Source organism: Microbacterium sp., assembly GCF_035687345.1.
In the GTDB taxonomy this organism is placed as follows: Bacteria; Actinomycetota; Actinomycetes; order Actinomycetales; family Microbacteriaceae; genus Microbacterium.
The window spans coordinates 49,784-73,486 of sequence record NZ_DASRXZ010000018.1 but is presented as its reverse complement, the minus strand read 5'-3'; the positions used below and the strand labels follow the sequence as shown (position 1 = coordinate 73,486).

General features: G+C 70.2%; 23 protein-coding genes and 1 tRNA gene. 9 read left to right on the top strand and 15 right to left on the bottom strand.

Translation table 11 applies throughout. The features are described from left to right. The 5 genes from groL to VFF97_RS01795 form a co-directional block, all read right to left on the bottom strand. The coding region (gene groL / locus VFF97_RS01815) for a chaperonin GroEL (protein WP_325031784.1) at window positions 1-1,287 on the bottom strand (1,287 nt) is incomplete at its 3' end. Between the two features lie 154 nt (window positions 1,288-1,441). Then, window positions 1,442-1,648 (bottom strand): cold-shock protein, encoded by a 207-nt coding sequence (locus VFF97_RS01810; protein WP_325031783.1) that lies wholly within the window; start codon window positions 1,646-1,648, stop codon window positions 1,442-1,444. Window positions 1,649-1,794: 146 nt separating this feature from the next. Next, window positions 1,795-2,388 (bottom strand): LytR C-terminal domain-containing protein, encoded by a 594-nt coding sequence (locus VFF97_RS01805; RefSeq protein WP_325031782.1) that lies wholly within the window; start codon window positions 2,386-2,388, stop codon window positions 1,795-1,797. 71 nt (window positions 2,389-2,459) lie between these two features. Next, window positions 2,460-2,708, bottom strand: a complete 249-nt coding sequence (locus VFF97_RS01800) for a DUF3263 domain-containing protein (RefSeq protein WP_325031781.1) — start codon at window positions 2,706-2,708, stop codon at window positions 2,460-2,462. A gap of 9 nt (window positions 2,709-2,717) precedes the next feature. Beyond that, a complete protein-coding gene (locus VFF97_RS01795; RefSeq protein WP_325031780.1) occupies window positions 2,718-3,746 on the bottom strand; it encodes a DUF2332 domain-containing protein in 1,029 nt (342 codons plus the stop codon). 85 nt (window positions 3,747-3,831) lie between these two features. On the opposite strand from VFF97_RS01795, the gene msrB reads away from it, so the two are divergent. Together msrB and VFF97_RS01785 are read left to right on the top strand one after the other, a co-directional pair. Continuing rightward, on the top strand, window positions 3,832-4,233 hold the full coding sequence (gene msrB, locus VFF97_RS01790) for a peptide-methionine (R)-S-oxide reductase MsrB (protein WP_325031779.1): 402 nt from the start codon (window positions 3,832-3,834) through the stop codon (window positions 4,231-4,233). After that, window positions 4,230-4,871, top strand: coding sequence for a nitroreductase family protein (locus VFF97_RS01785; protein WP_325031778.1), 642 nt, complete (start codon window positions 4,230-4,232; stop codon window positions 4,869-4,871). Before msrB ends, VFF97_RS01785 begins: the two co-directional genes overlap by 4 nt. A 1-nt stretch (window position 4,872) precedes the next feature. Here the strand turns inward: VFF97_RS01785 and VFF97_RS01780 are convergent, their stop codons facing one another. Beyond that, entirely contained in the window at window positions 4,873-5,817 is a 945-nt protein-coding gene (locus tag VFF97_RS01780; protein ID WP_325031777.1) for a DMT family transporter, read from the bottom strand. A 75-nt stretch (window positions 5,818-5,892) separates the two neighbouring features. On the opposite strand from VFF97_RS01780, the gene VFF97_RS01775 reads away from it, so the two are divergent. Continuing rightward, entirely contained in the window at window positions 5,893-6,552 is a 660-nt protein-coding gene (locus VFF97_RS01775; RefSeq protein ID WP_325031776.1) for a hypothetical protein, read from the top strand. Window positions 6,553-6,656: 104 nt separating this feature from the next. Continuing rightward, window positions 6,657-7,073 (top strand): hypothetical protein, encoded by a 417-nt coding sequence (locus tag VFF97_RS01770; protein WP_325031775.1) that lies wholly within the window; start codon window positions 6,657-6,659, stop codon window positions 7,071-7,073. A gap of 1 nt (window position 7,074) precedes the next feature. On the opposite strand, the gene VFF97_RS01765 is transcribed toward VFF97_RS01770, so the two are convergent. Both VFF97_RS01765 and VFF97_RS01760 read right to left on the bottom strand, forming a co-directional pair. Next, a tRNA-Thr gene (locus VFF97_RS01765) sits at window positions 7,075-7,150 on the bottom strand. A 56-nt stretch (window positions 7,151-7,206) separates the two neighbouring features. Next, window positions 7,207-8,160, bottom strand: a complete 954-nt coding sequence (locus tag VFF97_RS01760; protein ID WP_325031774.1) for a DsbA family protein — start codon at window positions 8,158-8,160, stop codon at window positions 7,207-7,209. 219 nt (window positions 8,161-8,379) lie between these two features. On the opposite strand from VFF97_RS01760, the gene VFF97_RS01755 reads away from it, so the two are divergent. Continuing rightward, window positions 8,380-9,483, top strand: coding sequence for a sn-glycerol-3-phosphate ABC transporter ATP-binding protein UgpC (locus VFF97_RS01755; RefSeq protein ID WP_325031773.1), 1,104 nt, complete (start codon window positions 8,380-8,382; stop codon window positions 9,481-9,483). Window positions 9,484-9,553: 70 nt separating this feature from the next. Beyond that, on the top strand, window positions 9,554-10,891 hold the full coding sequence (locus VFF97_RS01750) for a DUF4032 domain-containing protein (protein ID WP_325031772.1): 1,338 nt from the start codon (window positions 9,554-9,556) through the stop codon (window positions 10,889-10,891). 2 nt (window positions 10,892-10,893) lie between these two features. Here the strand turns inward: VFF97_RS01750 and VFF97_RS01745 are convergent, their stop codons facing one another. Further along, window positions 10,894-12,651, bottom strand: coding sequence for an amidohydrolase (locus tag VFF97_RS01745; RefSeq protein WP_325031771.1), 1,758 nt, complete (start codon window positions 12,649-12,651; stop codon window positions 10,894-10,896). A 293-nt stretch (window positions 12,652-12,944) separates the two neighbouring features. On the opposite strand from VFF97_RS01745, the gene VFF97_RS01740 reads away from it, so the two are divergent. Next, window positions 12,945-14,831 (top strand): amidohydrolase, encoded by a 1,887-nt coding sequence (locus VFF97_RS01740; protein ID WP_325031770.1) that lies wholly within the window; start codon window positions 12,945-12,947, stop codon window positions 14,829-14,831. Window positions 14,832-14,916: 85 nt separating this feature from the next. Here the strand turns inward: VFF97_RS01740 and VFF97_RS01735 are convergent, their stop codons facing one another. Next, on the bottom strand, window positions 14,917-16,233 hold the full coding sequence (locus tag VFF97_RS01735) for a dihydrolipoamide acetyltransferase family protein (RefSeq protein ID WP_325031769.1): 1,317 nt from the start codon (window positions 16,231-16,233) through the stop codon (window positions 14,917-14,919). After that, window positions 16,233-18,422: an alpha-ketoacid dehydrogenase subunit alpha/beta gene (locus VFF97_RS01730; protein WP_325031768.1), complete on the bottom strand. Its 2,190-nt coding sequence runs from the start codon at window positions 18,420-18,422 to the stop codon at window positions 16,233-16,235. The genes VFF97_RS01735 and VFF97_RS01730 overlap by 1 nt, the downstream gene beginning before the upstream one ends. A gap of 154 nt (window positions 18,423-18,576) precedes the next feature. Between VFF97_RS01730 and VFF97_RS01725 the strand changes: the two genes are divergently transcribed. Further along, complete coding sequence (locus VFF97_RS01725; protein ID WP_325031767.1) at window positions 18,577-19,107, top strand: VOC family protein; 531 nt, start codon at window positions 18,577-18,579, stop codon at window positions 19,105-19,107. 5 nt (window positions 19,108-19,112) lie between these two features. Continuing rightward, window positions 19,113-19,781: a GntR family transcriptional regulator gene (locus VFF97_RS01720; protein WP_325031766.1), complete on the top strand. Its 669-nt coding sequence runs from the start codon at window positions 19,113-19,115 to the stop codon at window positions 19,779-19,781. A 12-nt stretch (window positions 19,782-19,793) separates the two neighbouring features. Here the strand turns inward: VFF97_RS01720 and VFF97_RS01715 are convergent, their stop codons facing one another. The 4 genes from VFF97_RS01715 to VFF97_RS01700 form a co-directional block, all read right to left on the bottom strand. After that, window positions 19,794-21,104: a Xaa-Pro peptidase family protein gene (locus tag VFF97_RS01715; RefSeq protein WP_325031765.1), complete on the bottom strand. Its 1,311-nt coding sequence runs from the start codon at window positions 21,102-21,104 to the stop codon at window positions 19,794-19,796. Further along, window positions 21,101-22,039 carry an NAD(P)-dependent oxidoreductase gene (locus VFF97_RS01710; RefSeq protein WP_325031764.1) on the bottom strand — a complete coding sequence of 313 codons (939 nt, stop codon included), beginning with the start codon at window positions 22,037-22,039 and terminating at the stop codon, window positions 21,101-21,103. The genes VFF97_RS01715 and VFF97_RS01710 overlap by 4 nt, the downstream gene beginning before the upstream one ends. A gap of 29 nt (window positions 22,040-22,068) precedes the next feature. Further along, window positions 22,069-22,533 (bottom strand): RidA family protein, encoded by a 465-nt coding sequence (locus tag VFF97_RS01705; protein ID WP_325031763.1) that lies wholly within the window; start codon window positions 22,531-22,533, stop codon window positions 22,069-22,071. Window positions 22,534-22,653: 120 nt separating this feature from the next. After that, window positions 22,654-23,685, bottom strand: coding sequence for a LacI family DNA-binding transcriptional regulator (locus VFF97_RS01700; RefSeq protein ID WP_325031762.1), 1,032 nt, complete (start codon window positions 23,683-23,685; stop codon window positions 22,654-22,656). Between the last annotated feature and the right edge of the window lie 18 nt (window positions 23,686-23,703).

Here is a 23,703-nt window from a genome sequence, read left to right as displayed (position 1 = left end):
CTCGAGGTTCGCGAACGCGGCCTTGCCCGCCTGGATGAGCGCGACGCCACCACCGGGGACGATGCCCTCCTCGACGGCCGCCTTCGCGTTGCGGACGGCGTCCTCGATGCGGTGCTTGCGCTCCTTGAGCTCGACCTCGGTCGCCGCGCCGGCCTTGATGACCGCGACACCACCGGCGAGCTTCGCGAGGCGCTCCTGCAGCTTCTCGCGGTCGTAGTCGCTGTCGGTGTTGTCGATCTCGCGGCGGATCTGGGTCACGCGGCCCTCGATCTGGGCGGGGTCACCGGCACCTTCGACGATGGTCGTCTCGTCCTTGGTGATGATGACCTTGCGCGCGCGGCCGAGCAGGTCGAGCGTCGTGTTCTCGAGCTTGAGACCGACCTCCTCGGTGATGACCTGTCCGCCCGTGAGGATCGCGATGTCCTGCAGCTGGGCCTTGCGGCGGTCGCCGAAGCCGGGCGCCTTGACGGCGGCGGACTTGAAGATGCCGCGGATCTTGTTGAGCACGAGCGTCGCGAGCGCCTCCCCCTCGACGTCCTCGGCGATGATGACGAGCTCCTTGCCATCCTGGATCACCTTGTCGACGATCGGCAGAAGGTCCTTGATGTTCGAGATCTTCTGGTTCGCGATCAGGATGTAGGGGTCCTCGAAGACCGCCTCCTGGCGCTCCGGGTCGGTCACGAAGTAGGGGTTGATGAAGCCCTTGTCGAAACGCATACCCTCGGTGAGCTCGAGCTCGGTGCCGAACGTCTGCGACTCCTCGACGGTGACGACGCCCTCCTTGCCGACCTTGTCGATCGCCTCGGCGATGAGCTCGCCGATGGTGGTGTCGGCGGCCGAGATCGACGCGGTGGCGGCGATCTCCTCCTTGGTCTCGACCTCCTTGGCCGAGGCGAGCAGCTCGTCGGAGAGGACCTTGACGGCCTTCTCGATGCCGCGCTTGAGGCCGATCGGGTCTGCGCCCGCGGCGACGTTGCGCAGGCCTTCCTTCACGAGCGCCTGGGCGAGGACGGTGGCCGTCGTCGTGCCGTCACCGGCGACGTCGTCGGTCTTCTTCGCGACCTCCTTGACCAGCTCGGCGCCGATCTTCTCGTACGGGTCGTCGAGCTCGATCTCCTTCGCGATCGAAACGCCGTCGTTCGTGATCGTGGGGGCGCCCCACTTCTTCTCGAGCACGACGTTGCGACCACGGGGGCCCAGGGTCACCTTGACGGCGTCGGCCAGAGTGTTCAGGCCTCGCTCGAGGCCGCGACGGGCCTCTTCGTCGAAAGCGATGATCTTTGCCATGTCTGTGTCGTCCCTCCCGGACGTTGGCTTACGGTCTTAGCACTCGACAAACGCGAGTGCTAACCCATTCTGGCACTCGCCCATGGGGAGTGCAAGCCGCGCCGAAGCGCCCCGACACGCGAGGACCCGGGGCGAGAGGGACGGACGGATGCCGCTACGCGGCGACCACCCGCACGGACTCCGCCTGGGGGCCCTTCTGCCCCGTGCCGACGGTGAACTCGACCGTCTGCCCCTCTTCGAGGACGCGGTACCCGGCCATGTCGATGCTCGAGTAGTGGACGAAGACATCCTGGCCGTCGGCGACCGTGATGAAGCCGTATCCCTTCTCGGCGTTGAACCATTTGACGGTGCCCTGGGCCATGCGAATCTCCTGTGGTGCGGGGTGGAACGTGCGCCCATCGTAGGAGCGCAGGTCGCCTCCGTACCGGCCCGTGGGCAGGAGTTGACACGGATGCCCCGAACTCTTCACACGCCGGAAACACAGCGGCCCGGCGAGGGTCGTACGGGTCAGGGTGCGGGCGTGGCTGGAGGCGCGACGCGATCGAGCCCGAGCACCACGACGAGCTGCTTCGTCTGGCTCTCGTCGTCGGGTGTATCCGGGTCATCGGGCGGCTGGTAGGTCGCGTCCATCGCGACGCGAGCGCCGCCGATCACGTCGGCGAGGCCGGCGGCAGCAGCCTCATCGGCCGGGAAGGCGTAGTAGACGGTGGTCTCAGGGAAGTCGTTCGACCCCGCCTCACCTGCCGTGACCGTGTCGGCCGCCCAGCCGGCGGCGACGATCTCGTCCTTGACGCGGGTCGCGAGGCCGGACTCGGGCGTCGCGTTGAGCACGAGCACCGAGAACGATGTGTCGACGATCGGGGTCACGACCGGCGTCGGCTCGACGGTCGGCTCGGGTTCGGGCACGAGCACGATGCGGCCCTGCGCGATGAGCGTGCCGAAGATGCCCACCGCCATGAGCACCGCCGTCGCCAGCACGGCCCACAGCAGGACGACCCAGCCCCGCATGCGCGGGTTCTCGGCGCGGTGTGCGCCGACGCGGCCGGTCGACTCCTCGGGAAGGTCGTCGAAGCGATCCCGGGGGTAGGTCGTTTTCGGCACCCCACGATGCTACCGGGCGTCGGCTGGGGCATCCGTCTCAACCCGGCCCGCGTGCCGCGTGTGATCTTCGCCTATCGAACCGCGCGTGCACGTGCATCACGTGCCTGATGACGCTCATCACGCATCCGTCGCAGGCGCTTCACGAGCATCGGGTCGTACGCCTGCGCCTCGGCCGTGTCGATGAGGCGGCCGAGCAGCTGGTAGTAGCGCGCCGGCGAGATGCCGAGGTCCTCGCGGATCGCCTCCTCCTTCGCGCCCACGTGCCGGCGCCACTCGGCCTCGAAGTCGAGGATGGCGCGGTCGCGGTCGGTGAGGGGCACGTGCCCACGCTATGGCGCGGCCCGCCGATCGGCAGGACGCCACGCCACGGATGCCCCGAGCGGGTCGACAGACGCAAGCGGAACGCCGTCCAGCGCGAGCACGAACGCTTCCCACGCATCCGGATCGATGGGCGACCCCTCCGGTCGCACGCTCGCCGCGAGGTCGGCGTGAAGGGCGGGAGGGTCGATCGTGATCCACCTGGCGCCGAGCGCCGCGATCGTCTCCGCGAGACGCCCGCGGCCCCCGCGGGGAATGTGCGGAAGCACCCCCGGCGTGGTCACGACGAGCGTCGCATCGCGCGGGGCGCGACTCGCGAGGTCGGCGAGCACGCGATCGGTGGTCGCGTCCGCGCGTACGAGGAGCGGCGGGTCGGCGGCGACGACGTCGAGGGCGGCCTCGATGCGTTTGACGCGGCCGGATTCGCCCGGCCATACGAGCGTCGTGAGGAAGCGCCGGTCGTCCGGATCGCTCGCGTCGAGCGGATCGACGTCGACGCCCGCACGCCACACGATCTCGGGGAGCCGGAGGAGTGGCATCCGGTCGTCCGTCGTCAGCTCGCTCGACAGCACGACCGCCGACGGCCCGCCCGCCGGATCGAGCGTCGTCACGCCGCCGATGCCGCGGTAGCGGTACGAGTAGCGGTCGGGAATCAGGCACAGCCCCGCGCTCGCGCCCACCTCGAGCAGCGCGATCGGTCCGTCGATGAGACTCAGGGCGGGGAGCAGCGCCGCGCACCGCAGCGGCTCGTTCGTCTGCAGGCTGCGCCGCGCGCACTCGGCCACGAGCGCGTCGGCGTGGGCGATGATCCACTCCGCCCACGAGGCGAAGTCCGCCTCGGGCGCCCCGAGCAGTCGAGTGACCGCGAAGACGAGCGGTGGCTGCCGGCGATCGGCGGGGATCCGTGCGATGACGTCGCGCACGCGCTCGTCCGCCACGACCCCGCGCGCCCACACCTCGTACAGCGCCGAGCGGTTGCGGGCGTCCTCGGCGAAGCGCGCGTACCGCTCCGTCACGTCGGCCGCCGCATCCGATTCCACTCCCCCATTCTGGGCGAGAACGCAGGTGCGACCGGGTCCGGGCGTCCGCAGGTCGGGTTGAATGGAAGGGATCGAGGAGGAGTCAATGGGTTACGCGGTGGAGAAGTCCGACGAGCAGTGGCGCGAAGAGCTGACGCCGGAACAGTACGCCGTGCTGCGGCAGGCGGCGACCGAGCGCCCGTGGACCGGCGAGCTGCTCGACGAGAGCCGAGCCGGCCTCTACACGTGCGCCGCATGCGGCGCGGAGCTCTTCAAGAGCGGCACGAAGTTCGACTCGCACTGCGGGTGGCCGAGCTTCTACGAGTCGGTGCGCCCCGAGGCGGTCGAACTTCTCGAGGACCGCAGCCACGGCATGGTGCGCACCGAGGTGCGCTGCGCGAACTGCGGCTCGCACCTGGGGCACGTCTTCCCCGACGGGTTCGGCACGCCCACGGGCGACCGGTACTGCATGAACTCGATCGCGCTCGAGTTCGTCCCGGAGACATGACCGCATCCGGGTCCGCGCTCGAGGCGGTGCGTGCGCGCCGGTCCTGGTCGAAGGTGACGGATGCCGCGCCAACGCGCGCCGAGCTGCTCACGCTCGTGTCGGCGGCGGGTCGGGTCGCCGACCACTCGTCCCTGCGGCCGTGGCGGCTCATCGAGCTGCGCGGGGCCGACCGTGAGCGGCTCGGACGCGCGATCAGCAAGGCGAACGGCGACAAGGGCTCGTCGTCGAAGCCGCTGCGCGCGCCGCTGCTCATCGCGGTCGTCGCGAGCTACAAGAAGAGCGACAAGGTGCCGCGGTGGGAGCAGGAGGCCGTCGCATCCGGCGTCGCCCACATGCTGAGCCTGCTGCTCGACGAAGCCGGCTACGGCGTCATCTGGCGCACCGGCCACTACACGCGTTCGAAGGCCGTCGCGAAGGCGCACGGCCTCGAGAAGAACGAGGAGCTGCTCGGCTGGCTCTACGTCGGCGGCAAGCCGCCGCGCGCGCGGCTCGGGCGCCGCAAGGCGGTCGACGCCCGCAAGCACCTCTCGCGGATGCCCGCCGGCAAGCAGGCCGACGGGAAGAAGGCGAAGAAGAAACGCGATGCGCGCGAGACGGATGCCGCGGCATCCGTCACATCGACGGAAGCGCCCGACTGAATCACGTTCTCCAGCGCCGCCACGGCGCCGCGGCGACGATCACCGACACCAGCGCGACCGCGACCATCGCGACCTCTTGAACGAGGCCCGGGCTGCCGAGAGCGGGCCACACGGCGTCGAGCACGACGGACGTGACGAGCTGCCCGACGACCGCCGCGAGGCCGAACAGCAGCACGCCCGTGTACGGCACGAGCGCCGCCGACAGGAAGATGTACAGCACGCCGATCGGTCCGCCTGTGTAGAGCCACGCCTCGGTGGGGGCGGTCGCGGGCCAGCCCACCATCCCGACGTCGACGAGGGCGGCGACCGTGAGGATCGCCGTCCCGCCGATGAAGTTCACGAGCGTCGCGGTGAGCGGGGTGCCGACGCGCTGGCGAAGACGGCCATTCGTGGCCTGCTGCCACGCGATGCCGACACCCGCGACGAACGGCAGGACGACCATCCACAGCGGCACGCCGCCGATGCTGTCGCCGACGAGCGACAGCCCGACCGCGACGAGCGCGAGCGCGCCGCCGATCAGGCGCGGCACGGTGACCGCGACGACCCCCGCCGGCCCGTAGCCGACGCGGTCGAGCACGAGGCCGCACACGGTCTGTCCGGCGACGACGCCCACCGTGAACAGCGACACCCCGATGATGCCCACCGCGAGACCCTGCGTCGCGACCGTGAGGGCGCCCGCGGCGCCGCCCGCGAGCATCCACCACGGGATCGTGCTCTCGCGCACACCCGAGGCGAGCTTCGCGGCGCCGCGGCGGCCCGACGGCAGCACGGCCGACAGGACGATCAGCAGGATGAGCCCCGAGCCGAACGAGATCACCGCCGCGACCAGGCCGTTGTCGAGGCGTGTGCCGAGCTGCCCGTTGATGCGCGCCTGCACCGCCGTGAGCACGCCCACGAAGACCGCCCCGCCGAGCGCGACCCAGGCGGGAAGGCGCGGCGGGGTCATCGTTCCATCTTGCCGGTCTCCGGGGGCGTCTTCCGACCGCACGAGACTGTCGGATGCCGGGGCTACCCTTGACCGGTGGTCCGCACCTCCCGCACCCAGTCGTTGCTCACGTGGCTTCCGGCGACGATCCTGCTCGTCGTGATCGCCGGCATCGTGTTCGCCACGGTCGCGGTGCAGAACTCCTGGTGGGCGGAGGAGGCGCCCGTCGCATCCGCCGACCAGAAGGCGTCCGACGGCTCGACGATGCTCACCGACGCCGGCTTCGACTACGCGAACGTCGAGGGCATCGTGCGAGTCCGCATCGGCGAGGGCGGCCTCTCCGCCCGCGAGCTCGGCCTGCCGGAGAACGGCGAGAAGACGGCGGAGTTCCGCCGGCCCGTGCGTGCCGTGATCGCGGGGCGCGACGACGTGTACGTCGTCGACGACATCGCGACGCTCACCGCTCGCTCCGAGGACGGCAGCCTCGCCTCCGTGACGCTGCGGTTCGACGTCGTGTCGACGTGGTCCGACGGGCTGAACACGCTGCGCCGCCACGCCGAGACGTTCGGGTGGGACCGGGGGCAGATCGACGAGCTCGACGAGCGGCTGGCCGAGTTCAACCGCGAGGGCGAGGGCGACACCTTCACCGCCACCGTCGCGTCCGATGACGGTGGAGCGACCGTGACAGGAGTGCTCGTCTTCGACCGCGCGAGCGGCGCGACCCCGGTGTTCGTGGAGTTCACGCCGGCGCCCTGACCCCACACCGGCGCCCTGACCCCCGGAAATCCCCCGGAGAACTCGGGGGGAACCACCTTGGACACCGCCGCGCCGCGCACGGGAGCGTGGATGTCATGATGACCATGACGACCACCACAACGGCGAGAACCCGCTCGCGCACGCCTGTTCTGGGCGCCTTCCTCGCGGTGCTCGCGGCCGGCGTGCTCACCCAGGCCGCGCTCGCCGGGCTCTTCCTCTCGCTGAACCCCTCCGTCCAGTTCGTGCACCTGCTCGTCGGCTCGGCGCTGCCGTGGATCGCGATCATCCCCACGGTGATCGCGTGGGTGCGCGTCGGTCAGCGCGCGATCCCCGTATCGTTCGGGGTGTTCGTGACGCTCGTGACCGTCGGCCTCTGGGTGCAGGACGCGCTCGGACACATGGGCTTCCCGGCGACGATCGCCGTGCACGTGCCGCTCGGAGTCGTGCTGTTCGGCGCGTCCACGGCGCTCGCGATCGCGGCGTTCCGCGGCGGCCGCGCGACCGAGCGAGCGCGGGACTAGCTGGAGCCGACTACGGGACTCGAACCCGTAACCGCCCGATTACAAGTCGGGTGCGCTACCAATTGCGCCAAGTCGGCAGATGCCTCAGTCTATCCGCGGCATCCGTCGCCCATCCGCCGGGCCGGCGCTCACGTCACTGCGTGGGCGTCGGCGTCGGCGTGGGGGTGGACTTGTAGTACATATCGCTCGAGATCGTCAGCACGAACTGAGCGAACTCCTTCGGGTCGTCGAGAGCGCCGACGTACGGCGTGCCGTTGACGAGCACCATGGGAGCCGCGGTCAGCGCGACGCCCTTCGTGTCGGGCAGGCCCTTGAGCGCCCGCTCGGTCGCGGACTTGACCCACGTCGCGTACTTCTGGCTCTCGATGCACGAACGCACCGCCTTCGGCGACGTCGCACCCGAGCCGACGGCCAGATCGGCGAGCTCGGCGTCGGTGTAGCCGTCGGAGTCGACGTCGGGCTGCTTCCTCAAGAGCTCGTTGTTGAACGCGAAGAACGTGTCGGGCGAGTGCGTCGCGACGCACGCGGCGGCGCTCGCGGCGCGCAGCGAGTACTTCGTGCCGTTGGACTTCGCCGTCAGCATCGCGACCGGGTAGTACGAGAGGGTCGCGGCGTCCTGGCTGACCCACTTGGAGAGCTGCTCGACATTCGCGATCTGGAAGTCCTTCGCACCGGTCGAGAGGTAGTCGACGTAGACGCGGATGTCGACGCGCGGTCGCGTCGTCTCCTCGGGATCGGGCGTCGGGGTCGGAGTCGGCACGGGGGTCGCGGTCTCGAGGGTCGCGGCGCCGTCCTCGAGCGTCTCGGGAGCCTGCTCGGTGCCGAAGGCGCCGGTGACGCTCGACACGATGAAGCCGTCGTCCTTCACGTTGGCGGGGCGCGACGGCGGCTGGGCAGCCGACGACGTGACGACCCACGTGACGAGCACGGCGGCCGCGGCGATGAACGCGATGAGGAGCGTCACAAGGGAGACGCGACGGATGGCGCGCGCACGCAGCTGCTGCGCCTGCACCTGCTGCGCCTTCTCGCGGACCGCGTGCCGGCGGTCGCGCTGGGCGGGCACATTGGGTGATTCGTCGCTCGACATGGAACCTCTTGGACGGCTTGGAGCCTGGAACAGGCCGGGCCGCACGGGTGTCACGGCCGAACAAGATGCTAGCCAGGCAGCCTGGGAAATGCCCAGAGACTGTCTCGACGCGAGCCGTGCCATACTGAGGGGGCGTCCGACGGAGGGCGCGCGGGAGCCCCCGCATTCCATTCACTACGGATCGTCCGGCACGTACCTGCCGGTGAAGGAGAAGAGAACATGGCATCCGTCACGTTCGACAACGCAACCCGCCTGTATCCCGGGGGCACGCGCCCCGCCGTGGACAAGCTCAACCTCGAGGTCGGCGACGGCGAGTTCCTCGTGCTGGTCGGTCCCTCCGGCTGCGGCAAGTCCACGTCGCTGCGCATGCTGGCCGGCCTCGAAGAGGTCAACTCCGGCCGCATCCTGATCGGCGACCGCGACGTCACCGACGTCCCGCCGAAGGACCGCGACATCGCGATGGTGTTCCAGAACTACGCGCTGTACCCGCACATGACGGTCGCCGAGAACATGGGCTTCGCGCTCAAGATCGCCGGCGTCGGCAAGGAGGAGCGCGCCGCGCGCGTGCTCGAGGCCGCGAAGCTGCTCGACCTCGAGCAGTACCTGACCCGCAAGCCGAAGGCCCTGTCGGGTGGTCAGCGCCAGCGCGTCGCCATGGGCCGCGCGATCGTCCGTCAGCCGCAGGTCTTCCTCATGGACGAGCCGCTGTCGAACCTCGACGCGAAGCTTCGCGTCCAGACCCGCACGCAGATCGCGTCGCTGCAGCGCCGCCTCGGCGTCACGACCGTCTACGTCACGCACGACCAGACCGAGGCGCTCACGATGGGCGACCGCATCGCGGTGCTCAAGGACGGCATCCTCCAGCAGGTCGGCACGCCGCGCGACCTGTACGAGAAGCCGAACAACGTGTTCGTGGCCGGCTTCATCGGCTCGCCCGCGATGAACCTGTTCCCGGCCGACCTGGCCGAGGGCGGCGTCCGCTTCGGCAACGCCGTCGTCGGCGTCGAGGCCGACACCATCGGCAAGGCCCACGGCTCCGAGGTCACGATCGGCGTCCGCCCCGAAGACATCGTGGTGAACCCGTCCGACGGCCAGGGCCTCACGGTCGACGTCGACCTCGTCGAGGAGCTCGGCGCCGACGGCTACCTCTACGGCCACACCGAGATCAACGGCAAGCGCACCGACCTCGTCGCCCGCGTCGACGGCCGCCGTCACCCGAACGCGGGTGACCAGGTCGTCCTCGCTCCGGTTGCGGGTCACGTGCACGTGTTCGACGTCGAGACCGGCGAGCGCCTCACCGACGAGGCGATCGCCTCGGCGTAACCATCGAAGCGGCGACGGCGCGGGCGGATCACTCCCCCGCGCCGTCACGTTTTCCCTCGGGGGTGCAGGAATGGCTGATGCGCTCAGCATCACGGCGACAAGCGTCGATCCGGGCCTTCTGACGCTGCCGTGGTCGACGCCGCTCGGCGAGTGGCCGTCGAACGCGATCGTCTTCCTTCCGAAGGGCATCTCGCGGCACCTCGTGCGGTTCTCGAGCCTGTCGGGCCGCGTGGTCGCGATCAAGGAGACGACCGAGGAGATGGCTCGGCGCGAGTACGACATGCTCGGCAACCTCGCACGACTCGACGCGCCCTGCGTCGAGCGGGTGGCGGTGATCGCGGGAAGAACGGATGCCTCGGGCCGCCCGCTCCCCGCCGCGCTCGTGACGGCCCACCTGAAGTTCTCCCTCCCCTACCGCGCGCTGTTCACGCAGGTGCTGCGCCCGCACACCGCGACCCGACTCGTCGACGCCCTCGCCGTGCTGCTCGTGCGCCTGCACAACGTCGGCTTCTTCTGGGGCGACGTCTCACTGTCGAACACGCTCTTCCGCCGCGATGCGGGCGCGTTCGCGGCGTACCTCGTCGACGCGGAGACCGGCGAGCTGCACGAGACCGGCCTCACGCGCGGGCAGCGCGAGCACGACCTCGACGTCGCGCGCACGAACATCGCGGGCGAGATCATGGACCTCGAGGCGGGCGGTCGCCTCGAGGGAGGCGTCGACGCGCTCGCGATCGCGGACGGCATCGTGTCGTCGTACCGCTCGCTGTGGGGCGCGCTCACCGACAAGGAGACGTTCTCGACGAGCGAGTCGTGGCGCATCACCGAGCGCGTGCAGCGCCTCAACGACCTCGGTTTCGACATCGGCGAGATGTCGATCGAGGCCGCCGCCGACGGCACGCGCGTCTCCATCCAGCCGAAGGTCGTCGACGCCGGGCACCACCAGCGACGCCTCCTGCGTCTGACGGGCCTCGACGTCGAGGAGAACCAGGCGCGCCGCCTCCTCAACGACCTCGACGAGTACCGCGCGCGCCGCAAGGGCGACGACGACGAGGAGATGGTGGCGCACGAGTGGCTCACGCGCGTGTTCGAGCCGGTCGTGCGCGCGATCCCCTGGGACCTGCGCTCGAAGCTCGAGCCGGCCGAGGTGTTCCACCAGGTGCTCGAGCACCGCTGGTACATGTCGCAGGCGCAGTCGAGGTCGGTCCCGCTCGCCGAGGTGCTCACGAGCTACATCGACGACGTGCTGCGCCACCGCCGCGACGAGGCGATGCTCATGGGGCCGCTCACCGGCACCATGACGCTGCCGATCCCGACCGCGAGCGGCTCGAGCAGCTCGCCGGACCCGGATGCCGACCAGGGCGACGACGAGGACGACGACGCCACGGTCGACTGGCGCGACCTCGTGTGAGGCTACGCGGACCGGTTGTACCGGTGGTTCGTCCCGTGCGCCCAGCGGCGATCGCCCGGCAGCTTGCCGCTGTCGTAGACGATGTCGCCGCCGACGACCGTCAGATCGGAGCGCACGCGCGGGATCTCCTCGTCGGGGATCGTGTAGAAATCCCGGTCGAGGACGAGCAGGTCACCGTGGTTGCCGACCTTGATGCCGCCCAGGTCGTCCTCGTGGATGAACCACGTGTTGTCCTTCGTCGCGAGACGGATCATCTCGTCGCGCGTCACCTGCTCGCCCGGCGTCCACGTGAAGCTTCCGGCGAGGTTGCGGCCCGTGATCATCGTGTAGAAGCTGAACCACGGGTTGATCGCGGTGATGTCGCCGCCGTCGGAGTGGTAGCCGACGGGGATGCCGCTGTCCAGCAGCATCCGGTGTCGCGGTCCGAGATTGGTCCCGGTGCGAGTCGGACCCCAGCCGACCTTGACGCCGACACCCATCGCCTTCAGGCGTTCCACGTGGCCCGGTGTGATGTTCGGCACGTGCGACACGACCCATCGCAACCCGTCGATCGGGACTTCGGCGTGGACGGCCTCCCAGCCGGAGACGATCTGCTCGATGTCGGTCGCCGACAGCGAGTGGTTCTCGTTTCGCCAGCCCGCCTGCGCGACCGCTTTGGCGCCGGCCAGCCACACCGGGCCCCCGATGGGGACCGAGCCCCCGCCGAAGCCGCGGACCGTGAACTCGCCGATGCCGCCCGAGCGCAGCATGTCGTTGCCGAAGAACGGGAAGGCGTTCTTGAGCCGCTCGGTGAGGCGGGGCAGGTCGAGCGTCGAGTCCTCTTCGAGGTAGTCGAAGCGCACGCGAACCGGCAGCGCCTTCTTCGCGTCGAGCCGGAGGAAGCCGCGGTGGAGCGTGTAGGCGTTCTCGTTCCAGATGGCGGTGCCGGGGGTGTCGACGTGGAACGCACCCGAGTCCAGGTGGGTCGTGATGCCGAGCGTGGCGTAGTAGTCGAGTGTCGCGAGCGCGTTCCGTTCGCGCTCCTCGTCCGTCATCTCTTGACGCAGCCGCTGGAGGGCGAGTCCGATGCCGTTTCCGGTCGGGTAGCCGTTGGCGTTGAGGGTGATGGTGATGCCCTTGGCCGCGAAGTAGGCGACCGCGGCATGGTTGACCGCGTTGCCGCCCTGTTCGGCCATGATCATGACGGGCCGCGGCACCGCGTCCAGTGCGTCGGCGTTGGGCAGGGTGTTGCTCGGGAACTGCATCGCGACGATCGGGCCGAGCGAGGTGACGAGCTCCCCCTCGGGGACGGTGTTCGCCTTGGCCGTCAGCCGGGCGATCACGTCCTCGTGGGTGAACAGGTCCTCGAGGCCGACCCAGTGGCCGGGCCGGTTGCTCACGAGCGCGATGTGGTTGTGCGAGTCGATGATGCCGGGGATGACGGTGCGACCGCCCAGGTCGATCTTGTTCTTGGCGTTGCCGATGCGGATGGCGTCCTTGCCGACCGCGATGAAGCGGCCGTCGCGGATGCGCACGGCGTCGACCACCGAGTTCGCGTCGTCGTAGGTGTGGATCTTGCCGTTGACGAACAGCAGATCGCCGTCACCGCCGCTCGCTGCGCTCGTGTAGGCGGGCGACGATGCTGCCGACGCGGATGACGCGGCGGCGGTGCCGCTGAGGACGGCGGCCGCGGCGGCGGCGCTTCCTCCGACGAAGAGACCGCGTCGGGAGATCCCCTCGGCGGGCTCCTGGGCGTCCTGCGGGTGCGGCTTCTTTCCCATGGGTGCTCCTTGGTCGGACGACGGTGTCCGTGTGCGTTCTGTGCTGTCCAGTGCAACTGGACAGCCGCTTTCAAGCCCGGACAATAGCAGTTCACGCACGCGACGACAATGAGAACCGTTGCATGCGCGAGAACCGCGTGTTTCCGGCGTTCCAGCCGAAACATCGAAGGTCGCCGAAACATCTCGTGTACACCTGGTCGAATTGCTGATATGGTGCGTGCCTGAACAGGCGTCCAGTCCAGCTGGACGTCGCTCACGCAGTGTGTCAGCGTCGACAGTCAGCAGGAGCGGTCATGGTCACGAAGAAGTCAGAGCCGGTCGCGAACGATCCCGAACAGCCGCGCGAGGGCATCTCGCGCCGCGGCCTCTTCATCGGGGGGACGGCCGCCGCGGCCGCCGCCGTCCTGAGCGGAAGCACCGTGGCATCCGCGGCCGCGACGCCGCTCGCGTACACCGCGCCGCGTGCGTGGCACGACGACGGCGCCGGCGAGCTGCTGTTCGTCAACGGCAAGATCCACACGATGGACGACCGCAACTCGGTTGTGAACGCGGTGCGCGTCGCGAACGGGCGGATCACCGCCGTCGGCCAGGACGCCATCCGCCAGGGCAACTCGAAGAACAAGATCGACCTGGGCGGACGCACCGTCGTCCCCGGTCTCATCGAGAGCCACTCGCACTTCGTCAGCCTCGCGAACCGCCCCGGCTACCACGTCGCCGACTGGGAACTCGCGAGCAGCATCGACGAACTTCTCGTGATCCTCGCCGCGCGACGTCGCGACGTGCCGGAGGGCGAGTTCATCACGGCGATGGGCTCGGGAACACCGCGCATGTTCGCAGAGCTCCGCCTGCCCACCCTCCAGGAGCTCGACTCCGCGATTCCCGACCGCCCCGTCTTCCTCTATCAAGGCGGCGGTGGTCCCGCGCGCGTGAACACGCTCGGCAAGCAGTTCTTCGAATCGATCACCGACCTGCCGGTGACCGTCGGCGACGACGGTTCGATCGCGGGCGGCAACCCCAACATGGCGAACCGTGCGCTGTACCACCTGCGCCTGCGCCAGACCTTCGCCGACAAGCGCCGCAGTGCGCTCGACTCGATGGCGTTCACCGCGAAGGTTGGCGTCACGGCGATCCTGGATCAGGTGCTGCCGGCGACCGCGAACGCGACGCTCGATCCGTCGGTGCTTCCGCCGCAGCCGACGGATGCGCTCTTCCGGCTCGACCACTTCCGCATGTACGACGCGTGGCTGTCGCTGCACCGCCAGGGCCGCGCGTTCGTGCGCCTGCAGATGAACTTCCTGCACAACCAGGGATTCATCGCCGCGCTGGGTGGGCTCGAGCAGCAGCTCCCCGAGTTGCGTGAGCGCCTCAAGAACCAGTTCCCGTTCTTCGGCGACGACATGCTTCGCACGGGCGGGATCGGCGAGTGGGCTGCTCCCTTCGCCGCTCCCTCGAACGCGAACGGCTACGCCGTGTGGCTCGAGTCGCAGCGACTGGTCGCGCAGGCGCGGTGGCGCAACGAGAACGCCCAGGGCGGGAGCCCCACGAACACGGACAACATCGAGCAGGTCGTCGCCACGTACGAGCAGATGGACCAGGAGTTCGGCATCAAAGACCTGCGCTGGGGACTCCAGCACGGCGACTTCGCGACACCCGACCAGCTCGCGCGGCTCAAGGCGCTCAACGTCGGCGTCTCGACATCGGGCTTCCGGTGGCTCGGCGGCGTGCCGCGCGCGGACGGCCTGCCCGTCGGACCGCTGTTCCGGCAGATCCACGACAGCGGAATCCACATGGGCCTCCACGAGGACGGCGTGCACATCGCGCCGCACAACCCGTGGTTCGCGCTCCACTACGCGACGACGGGCCTCAACGTGCTGGGTCAGCAGATCAACCCAGGGCAGCAGCTCACGCGGCACGAGGCGCTGTACGCGTACACGCGCGGCAACGCGTGGTACCTCAACCGCGAGGACGATCTCGGCTCGATCGAGACCGGCAAGCGTGCCGACCTGCTCGTGCTCGACAAGGACTACTTCACCGTCTCCGATGCCGAGATGCGCCGCATCCTGCCCGTCATGACGGTGGTCGACGGCGCGATCGTCCACGACACCGGTGCGGTGCGCGGACGCCGCGACTGGTCGCACGATCGCGACCACGTGTTCGACGAGAGCTGGTGGCAGCAGTAGCGCCGCCGGCATGAGCCGCCGAGAGGCCGGGTGAGACGAAGCGGGTCCCCCGGCCTTTCGTGCGCCCGGCGCCCGGGCGCGGCGCTCAGAGCAGGATGGTCAGCGGGTTCTCGACGCGTCGCACGAACGCCGCGAGCCACTCCGCGGCGAGCGCTCCGTCGAGCACGCGGTGGTCGGCCGAGAGTGTGACGGTCATGACGGATGCCGCGCCCAGCGTGCCGTCGTCCGCGACCACCGGCCGCCGCTGCGCGGCACCGACCGCGAGGATGCCCGAGTGCGGCGGGTTGATGATCGCCGTGAACTCGCGCGTGCCGTACATGCCGAGGTTCGACACGGCGAACGATCCTCCCTCGAGCTCGTGCTGCTTGAGGCGCCCATCGCGGGCGCGCTCGGCGAGGTCCCGCGTCGCGAGCGCGAGCTGGCCGAGCGACAACCGCTCGACGCGGCGTACGACGGGGGTGAGCAGGCCACCGGGAACCGCGACGGCGATGCCGACGTCGACCCCCGAGAAGCGCCGTGTCGCGTCATCCGTCCAGATGGCGTTCGCGTCGGGCACGTCCTGCATCGCGCCCGCCACGGCCTTCACGATGAGGTCGTTGACCGAGACGTTCACGTCGGTCTGCTCGTTGATGCGCCGGCGCAGGTCGAGCAGCTCGTCGACCCGGCAGTCCGCGACGACCTGGAACTGCGGGATCGTCGTGACGCTCTCGGTGAGGCGCCGCGCGATCGCACGCCGCATGCCCGTGTGCGGGATGTCGGTGTACTCGGCCGCCGGAACGGCGGAAGGGGCGGATGCCGCGGCCGCGGGCTCGGTGACGGCCGCCGCCTGCGCGGGCTGCGCCTCGACCGCGGCGAGGTGCGCCTCGAGGTCGCGGCGCACGATGCGCCCGTTCGGGCCCGAGCCCTTCAGCGCGGCGAGGTCGACCCCGTGCTCCTTCGCGAGGCGGCGGACGAGCGGACTCGCGAAGAGGCGCTTCGCCTGGCCGGAAGACGCCTGCGCAGGCGCGCTCTCGCTCGGGGGCTCGTCGGTCTCGTCTGTGGCGGCGGCCGCGGCGGGCGCGTCCTCCGACGGCTCGGGCTCCGCTTCCTCCGGCTCGGCGAGCACGGCGTCGCCGCCCGCGGGGGCGACACCCGCCTGCGCGAGCGCCGCGTCGAGTTCCTCCCCCGGCGCCGCGACGACGGCGATGGGCGCCCCCACGGCCGCGGCATCGCCGGCCGCGACGACGGCGCCCGCGAAGACGCCCTCGACCTCGGACTCGTACTCGACGACAGCCTTCTCGGTCTCGATCTCGGCGAGGGGCTGCCCGACCGACACGGAGTCGCCGGTCGAGACGAGCCACGTCTGGATGGCCGCCTCGGATCCGCCGGCGGCGAGTTGCGGCATCCGGATCACCGTGGCCATCATCGGCCTCCCCACGCCGCGCGCACGCGTTCGAGGCCGGCGACGACCTCTTCGGTCTTGGCGATCGCGGCCCGCTCGAGCACCTTCGAGATGCTGGGGCTCGCCTCGCCGCCCGTCACGCGCTCGATCGGCTGGTCGAGCCAGTCGAAGTACCGCCGCTGCAGCTCGTCGGCGAGCCAGCCGCCGTAGCCCGGTCCGCGCGCGCCCTGCTCGACGATGAGCACGTTGTTGGTCTTCTTTATGCTCTCGCCGATCGTGTCCCAGTCGAGCGATGCCCGATCGAGCCAGCGGAGGTCGATGAGCTCCGCGTCGATGCCGGTCTGCTCGATCGCCTCCGCGGCGTGGTGGACCATCGACAGGTACGTGAGCACGGTCACCTCCGAGCCCTCGCGCCGCACAGCGGCCGTGCCCGGCGGAATGATGTAGTCGAGATCGCCGTCGGGCACGCGGTCGGCGCGGCCGTACAGGTCGACGTGCTCGATCACCAGCACGGGGTCTTCGAGCGCGAGCGCGGCGTTCATGAGTCCCACGTAGTCGGCCGCGCTGGAGGCCGCCGCGATGCGCCACCCGGCCGAGGTCGCGAAGATGCCGGCGGGGTCCATGAGGTGCTGCGAGCCGTAGCCCGACCCCATCGCGACCTTCGTTCGCAGCACGAGCGGCATCGAGTGGTTGTTCCCGAACATGTGCCGCGCCTTCGCGACCTGGTTGAAGACCTGGTCGGCGGCGACCCACATGAAGTCCGGGTACATGAACTCGACGACGGGACGGAACCGGCCGTCGGCCGCGAGGCCGCCGGCCAGACCGAAGAACCCGTTCTCGCTGATCGGCGTGCCGATGATGCGGTCCGGGCCGTACTTCTTCGCGAGGCCCTTCGTCGCGCCGTTCGTGCCTCCGTTGAGGCGGTGCACGTCCTCGCCGAGCACGACGATGCGCTCATCCACCGCCATGCGACGGTCCATGACCTCGGCGACGGCGTCGACGAACTTCGTGTCGCGCCAGGCGCCGTCGTACGTGAGCGGCTCGCCCACGGTGAGCGATTCGAGCTCGGATGCGTCACCGCGGATGCCGACGTCGACGAATCCCGGATCGGGCCACAGGTCCGGCTTGATGCGCCGCTTGCCCTCGGTCTCCGGGTCGTCCTCGATGAGCTCGGCGACCGCGGCGGTCATCGCCGCCTGCGCCTGGGCCCGCACCGATTCGACGCCCGCCTCATCGATGAGCCCGAGCGTGATCATCTCCCGCGCGACGCGGTCGAGCGGGTCGCGCGCACGCCACTGCCCCTCCTCGTCCTTCGTGCGATACCCGAAGGCGCTGCCGGGGAACGGCCCGTTCTGGTGGAAGAACCGGTACACCTCGGCCTCGATGATCGCGGGACCCTCGCCCGATCGCATCCGCGCCTCGGCCTCCTGCATCGCGAGGTGCACGGCGAGCGGGTCCATGCCGTCGACGCGCCACGAGGGGATGCCGAAGCCCTGCCCGCGCACCGAGAAGCGCGAGTCGGCGGTGACCTCGTCGGCGTGGGTCGAGACGGCGTAGAGGTTGTTCTCGATGAAGTAGAGCACCGGCAGCTTCCACGCCGCCGCGAGGTTGAACGACTCCAGCACCGAGCCGATCTGGCTCGCGCCGTCGCCGAAGTAGTTGATGCTGATGTCGGTCGTGCCCGAGTGCTTCTGCGCCCACGCATGGCCCGTCGCAGCGGGCGCGCCGCCGCCGACGATCGCATTCGTGCCGAGCGCGCCGGCCTCGAGCCACTGCAGGTGCATCGAACCGCCGCGCCCTCCCGAGAACCCCTGCGCGAGGCCGAGGATCTCGGCGAGCGTGCGCTGCAGGACGGCCTGCACGTCGGGGGTGACGAGCGCCGCGAGGTCGAGCGAGCCGCCCGAGACGTGGGTGATGACCTTCGCGAGGAACTGGTGGTGCCCGCGGTGCGAGCCGTTGACGGCATCCGTCGATCTGAGTCCGACGATCGAGCCGACGGCACCGCCCTCCTGCCCGATGCTCGAGTGAGCGGGTCCGTGGACGAGCCCCTCGGCGGCGAGGTCGAGCACCGTCTCCTCGAACGCGCGGATGAGGTGCAGCTCGCCGAGCATCGTGGCCAGCAGGGCAGGGTCGGCCGCCTTCCAGTCATCCGGCGTGGTCTCGAGCTGGATCCAATCGACCCCGGTCTGCAAGCGCCGTCGCTCCGCCATGTCAGCCCACTTCCCTGTGTCGCGGCACGCTGTATGCGTGTACACACTGTAGGACGCGGTTGGATCCAATACAAGGCATGCACCGCCCCTCGCGCTGGCGTTCAGCGCTGGCTTGCGGCAAGATGGGATCCAATCGGACGAGGAGGTCGCGAACATGCCAGGGATCCCCGGTCTGCGCGGAACGGACCACATCGGCTTCACGGTGCCCGATCTCGACGAAGCGGAGCACTTCCTCGTCGACGTGCTCGGCGCAGTGCACGTCTACACGCTCGGTGCGAAGCGGTCCGACGACGATGACTGGATGACTGTGCAGCTCGGCGTGCATCCGCGCACCGTCATCCGCGAGATCCGCTTCTATCGGCTCGGCAACGGCTCCAACCTCGAGGTCTTCCAGTACGACGCGGCCGACGGTCAGGCGCCGCAGCCCCGCAACAGCGACATCGGCGGCCACCACCTCGCGCTGTACGTCGACGACATGGACGCGGCGATCGAGCACCTGCGCGCGCACGACGTCGAGATCATGGGCGAGCCGGTCGCGAGTGCGGGCGCATCCGCGGGTCAGCGGTGGCTGTACTTCCGGGCGCCATGGGGCATGCAGTTCGAGCTCGTGAGCTTCCCCGAGGGCAAGGCGTACGAGAAGGACGCGGGCGTGCTGCTGTGGCATCCGGCCCATCCAGAGAAATGAGCGCGATGGACGTCGACACGGACGGCCACGGCCGGGCGGGAGCCCGCATCGCGGGACTCGTGCGCGAGGCGATCCTCGACGGCGCGTACGCGCCGGGCGCGCGCATCCGCCAGGAGGACCTCGCCGACCGCTACAAGGCGAGCCGTGTGCCGGTGCGCGAGGCGCTGCGCATCCTCGAGTCCGAGGGACTCATCACGCGCGTCGCCAACGCCGGCGCGTGGGTGTCGCAGCTCAACCTCGCCGAGTGCGAGGAGCTGTACCAGGTGCGCGAGCGGATCGAGCCCCTTCTGCTGCGGCTCAACGTGCCCCTGCTCACCCCGGGCGCGATCGACGAGCTCGACGAGCTCGCGGGCAGCATGGAGGCCGCCGCCGACGCCGAGGAGTTCCTCGCGCTCGACCGCCGCTTCCACCTCGCGACCTACGCTGCCGCGCCGACGATCATGCTCCACGAGACGGTCGTGCGCCTGTGGAACCGCACGCACCACTACCGCCGCGCGTTCGTTCGCGTCGCGCGGTCGACGGGCGACGCCTCCGCCCATCACGACCACCGGCTGCTCGTCGCCGCGCTCCGCCGGCGCGACGCCGACGAAGCGGAGAGCATCATCGCTCACCACATCCGCCGCACGCGGCTCGAGCTGGCGCGGCATCCGGAGATCTTCGCCGACCCCTCCTGAACCGCGACCCGGTCAGTACGGGTTCGCGACGAACAGGTCCTGCGCCGGGAAGCGCGTGAGCACCTCGATGCCGTAGTCGGTGACGACGACCTCCTCCTCGATGCGGGCGGCGGAGAACCCGTCGGATGCCGGGCAATACGTCTCCATCGCGAAGACCATGCCCGCCCGCAGCTCCACGGGGTCCTTCATCGAGTTGAGCCGCGAGATGATCGGCCGTTCGTGCAGGCCCAGCCCGAGGCCGTGGGCGAACTGGAGTCCGAACGCAGCGAGCTCGTTCTCGAAGCCGAAGTCGGTCGCCTTGGGAAGCACCGCAGCGACCTGGTCGCTGCCGACCCCCGGGCGAATGGCGTCGAGCGCCGCGTCCATCCACTCGCGCGCCTGCTTGTACGCGTCCTGCTGGCTGGGCGTGGCCCACCCCACGCCGAACGTGCGGTAGTAGCACGTGCGGTACCCGTTGAACGAGTGGATGATGTCGAAGAACGCCTGGTCGCCGGGGCGGATGATGCGGTCGGTGAAGTTGTGCGGATGCGGGTTGCACCGCTCCCCCGAGATCGCGTTGATCGCCTCGACCTGGTCCGACCCGTACTCGTACAGGCGGTGGTTCGCGAGCGCCACGATCTCGTTCTCGCGCACGCCGGGCTTCAGGGCCTCGGCGATCTCCTGGTAGACGCCGTCGACCATCGCCGCCGCCTGGTTCAGCAGCAGGATCTCGTCCTGGTTCTTGATGACGCGCGCGTCGAGCATCGCCTGTTGCGCGTCGACGATGCGAAGCCCCTGCCGCTGTGCCTCGAAGAGGAACGGCGGCTCCACGATGTCCACCCCGAGCGGCGCATCCGCGAGCCCTTCCGCGCGCAGCAGCGACACGATCTCCTCGATCGCCTCGCGCATGAGTCCCGCCGGCTCGGGCGCGACGGCGCCGCGGAACCCGAGGAAGCCGGCGCGGTAGTTCTCGTCGGGCACCCAGTCGGAGTAGAGCTTGTGGTGCCGCACCGCCGAGCCGAAGTCCCACAGGACCGGGTCGCGTCCGCGCATGAGCAGCGCGTAGCGGATCATCTTGTCGCCGAGCGCGCCGCCGATCCACGTCTGGGTCGTGTAGCGGATGTTGTAGAAGTCGAACAGCAGGAAGGCTCCGCACTCGCTCGCCTCGAGCGCGGCCCTGGCGCGCCCGAGCCGGTACTGCCGCAGCCGCTCGAAGTCGACGCGGTGCTCGTAGTCGACGCCGTTCTGTCCCGGCGCCCCGAGTGGGCGCACGCCGGCGGGCCGGGCGCTCGGGCGCTCGAACCGGCGCGCGCCGCCGTGCGCGTGGCCGTGACCGTGGCTCATGACTCAGGTGCCAATCCGTCGTCGACCTCGACGTTCTCCGGCTGCAGGTCGATGCCGGAGTGCAGAGCCGCACGCACGATCATCGACGCGAAGTCCTGCTCCGTGTTGCCCGCGTTCACCTCGGTCGCGACGACCTCCCGCGTGACCGCCGTGACGGGCATGACGACACCGAGTTCACGGGCGGCGGCGAGGCCGAGGTCGAGGTCCTTCAGCAGCAGCACCGGCGTGAACGTCGGGGTGAAGTCGAGGTTGACGAGCGCGGGCGACTTGTAGCGGCTGTACGGCGATCCCATGACGGAGTCGTTGAGGAAGGCGAGGAAGTCGGCACGCTTCACGCCCGCCTTCTCGGCGAGCAGCGTGATCTCGATGAGGTTCTGGATGACGACGCCGAGGAACACGTTGTGGGCGATCTTGACGATGCGCGCGGCTTCGCCCTCGCCGACGTACGTGACGCCGCGCCCCCACGTCTCCAGGAGCGGGCGGATCAGCTCGAAAGCGTCGCGAGGGCCGGATGCCGCGACCGTGAGCTTTCCTGCCGCGATCACCTTGGGGTTGCCCGACACGGGCGTCGCGACGAACCCGACGCCGCGCTCCTCGGCGGCGGCGCGGATCTTCGCGCTCGCCTCCATCGACACCGTCGACGCGTCGCCGATGGCCTTCGGGGCGTGGTTCGGGTCGGTGAGCAGACCGCCGTCGCCGAGCATGACCTCCTCGAGGTCCTTCGATGCGGACACCATCACGAAGACGACGTCGCGCTGCGCCAGATCGGCCGGGCGGTCGACGAGGGTGGCTCCGGCCTCGGCGAGCGGCTCGGCCTTGGCCCGCGTGCGGTTGTAGACCGCGACGTCGTGGCCGGCCGCGAGCAGCCGCTGCACGAGCTGCGCGCCCATGCGTCCCGCCCCGATCCAGCCGATGGTCGGCGATGCATCCGTCATGTCGTCTCCTCCTTCTGCGCGGCCGCGCGTCACTCGCCCGCGACCGCCGCGACGGCCTGGATCTCGAGCCGCAGGCGCGGATCGGTCGCGAGGCGAACGACCTGCACCGAGCTGCTCGTGGGGATGTGTCCGCCGAACCACTCGGCCTGGTGGCGGTTCACCGTGTCTTGATCGGCGTCGACGTCGGTGAAGAACCGGATGAGGTTCACGACGTCGGACCGCTGCGCGCCGGCGGCCTTCAGCGCGAGGTCGAGGTGGTCGAACGCGTTCGCGACCTGGCCGGCGATGTCGAGGGGGGTCGAGTCGAACACCTCCGCGCGGTGCGGGTGGTCGTGGTAGACCGGCGCCCCGGTGACACCGCTGATGAACACGAGGCGCGCGCCCGAGACGGTTCGGATCGCAGGCACGAACGGACTGAAGATCGTCTCGTCGTAGCCCTCGTGGTGGATGATCTCGGCGCTTCCGACGCGCCGCGGTTCCGGGATCGAGCTCATGGGAGACCCCCTTCTTCGTCGAACGAGTCCCTGCGTCGATCGCCCCGCGCCAGAACACGGGCGCAATCGATTGCATTCATGCAACCGGACACGGCTCCCGGTGTCAACAGCTCTTCTCAATCAACGGGGTGCGGGGCCCGTGGAATCGCGCACGACGAGCGACACCGGGAGCACGATCCGCGCGTGATCCTGCTGCTCGCCGTCGAGCTGGGCGAGGAGCATCCGCGCCGCCTCCGCGCCCATCTCGGTCGTCGGCACGTGCACGGTCGTGAGCGGGGGCTGCACGTCCTCGGCGAAGGGCATGTCGTTGAAGCCGACGACCGACACGTCGCCGGGGCACTCGAGGCCGTGCGCGCGCAGCGCGCGCAGCACGCCGAGCGCGATGAGGTCGTTGCTCGCGACGATCGCCGTCGGGGCTTCGTCGGCGAGCACGGCCTCCATCGACTCGCGACCGGCGGAGACCGTGAGGGCGGATGCCTCGACCACGCTCCCCCGCATGCCGTCGCGTGCGGCGACGGCGGTCCGGAAGGCGTCGGCGCGCACGATGCTCGTCGAGAGGTCGAGCGGGCCGGCGATGTGCACGACATCGCGGTGCCCGAGCTCGTGGAGGTGCTCGACGGCCGCCGTGACCCCGGTGGCGTCGTCGCCGGTCACGAGCGGGTACGGCAGCGACCCCGCGTCGCGGTTGAGCATGACCGCCCGCACGCCGGCCTCGTGCGCGCGCTCGAGCACGGGCTGGTCGCCGTGCCGGCCGGTCGCGACGATGAGACCGTCGACGCGACGCCCGAGCAGCGTCGTGAACTGCGCCGCCTCCGCCGCGTCGTCGCCGTCGGTGTTGGCGATGAGCGCGGTGTAGCCGCGGGGCTGGAGGTGGTCCTCGATGCCGCGCACGATCGGCGGGAAGAACGGGTTCGTGAGGTCGGGGATCACGACGCCGATCGTCATCGACGCGTTCTTGCGGAGGCCCCGTGCGACGATGTTCGGCACGTAGCCGAGCTCGCTCGCGGCCTCGCGCACGCGGCGGACGGTCTCGTCACTGATGAGGCCCGCGGTCGCCGGGTCCAGCGCGCGCGACACCGTCGCCTTGTGCACCCCCGCGCGCTTCGCGACGTCGTCGAGCGTCACGCGCCTCGTGCTGTCGCGCTGCGGCATCCCCCACCTCCGGCGCCA

Bases quoted from the DNA above. Each gene is read 5' to 3' on its own strand.
- VFF97_RS01810 (WP_325031783.1), bottom strand. From the start codon at position 1,648: ATGGCCCAGGGCACCGTCAAATGGTTCAACGCCGAGAAGGGATACGGC.
- msrB (WP_325031779.1), top strand. From the start codon at position 3,832: ATGGGTTACGCGGTGGAGAAGTCCGACGAGCAGTGGCGCGAAGAGCTG.
- VFF97_RS01785 (WP_325031778.1), top strand. From the start codon at position 4,230: ATGACCGCATCCGGGTCCGCGCTCGAGGCGGTGCGTGCGCGCCGGTCC.
- VFF97_RS01780 (WP_325031777.1), bottom strand. From the start codon at position 5,817: ATGACCCCGCCGCGCCTTCCCGCCTGGGTCGCGCTCGGCGGGGCGGTC.
- VFF97_RS01770 (WP_325031775.1), top strand. From the start codon at position 6,657: ATGACGACCACCACAACGGCGAGAACCCGCTCGCGCACGCCTGTTCTG.
- VFF97_RS01760 (WP_325031774.1), bottom strand. From the start codon at position 8,160: ATGTCGAGCGACGAATCACCCAATGTGCCCGCCCAGCGCGACCGCCGG.
- VFF97_RS01755 (WP_325031773.1), top strand. From the start codon at position 8,380: ATGGCATCCGTCACGTTCGACAACGCAACCCGCCTGTATCCCGGGGGC.
- VFF97_RS01750 (WP_325031772.1), top strand. From the start codon at position 9,554: ATGGCTGATGCGCTCAGCATCACGGCGACAAGCGTCGATCCGGGCCTT.
- VFF97_RS01745 (WP_325031771.1), bottom strand. From the start codon at position 12,651: ATGGGAAAGAAGCCGCACCCGCAGGACGCCCAGGAGCCCGCCGAGGGG.
- VFF97_RS01740 (WP_325031770.1), top strand. From the start codon at position 12,945: ATGGTCACGAAGAAGTCAGAGCCGGTCGCGAACGATCCCGAACAGCCG.
- VFF97_RS01735 (WP_325031769.1), bottom strand. From the start codon at position 16,233: ATGGCCACGGTGATCCGGATGCCGCAACTCGCCGCCGGCGGATCCGAG.
- VFF97_RS01730 (WP_325031768.1), bottom strand. From the start codon at position 18,422: ATGGCGGAGCGACGGCGCTTGCAGACCGGGGTCGATTGGATCCAGCTC.
- VFF97_RS01725 (WP_325031767.1), top strand. From the start codon at position 18,577: ATGCCAGGGATCCCCGGTCTGCGCGGAACGGACCACATCGGCTTCACG.
- VFF97_RS01720 (WP_325031766.1), top strand. From the start codon at position 19,113: ATGGACGTCGACACGGACGGCCACGGCCGGGCGGGAGCCCGCATCGCG.
- VFF97_RS01715 (WP_325031765.1), bottom strand. From the start codon at position 21,104: ATGAGCCACGGTCACGGCCACGCGCACGGCGGCGCGCGCCGGTTCGAG.
- VFF97_RS01710 (WP_325031764.1), bottom strand. From the start codon at position 22,039: ATGACGGATGCATCGCCGACCATCGGCTGGATCGGGGCGGGACGCATG.
- VFF97_RS01705 (WP_325031763.1), bottom strand. From the start codon at position 22,533: ATGAGCTCGATCCCGGAACCGCGGCGCGTCGGAAGCGCCGAGATCATC.
- VFF97_RS01700 (WP_325031762.1), bottom strand. From the start codon at position 23,685: ATGCCGCAGCGCGACAGCACGAGGCGCGTGACGCTCGACGACGTCGCG.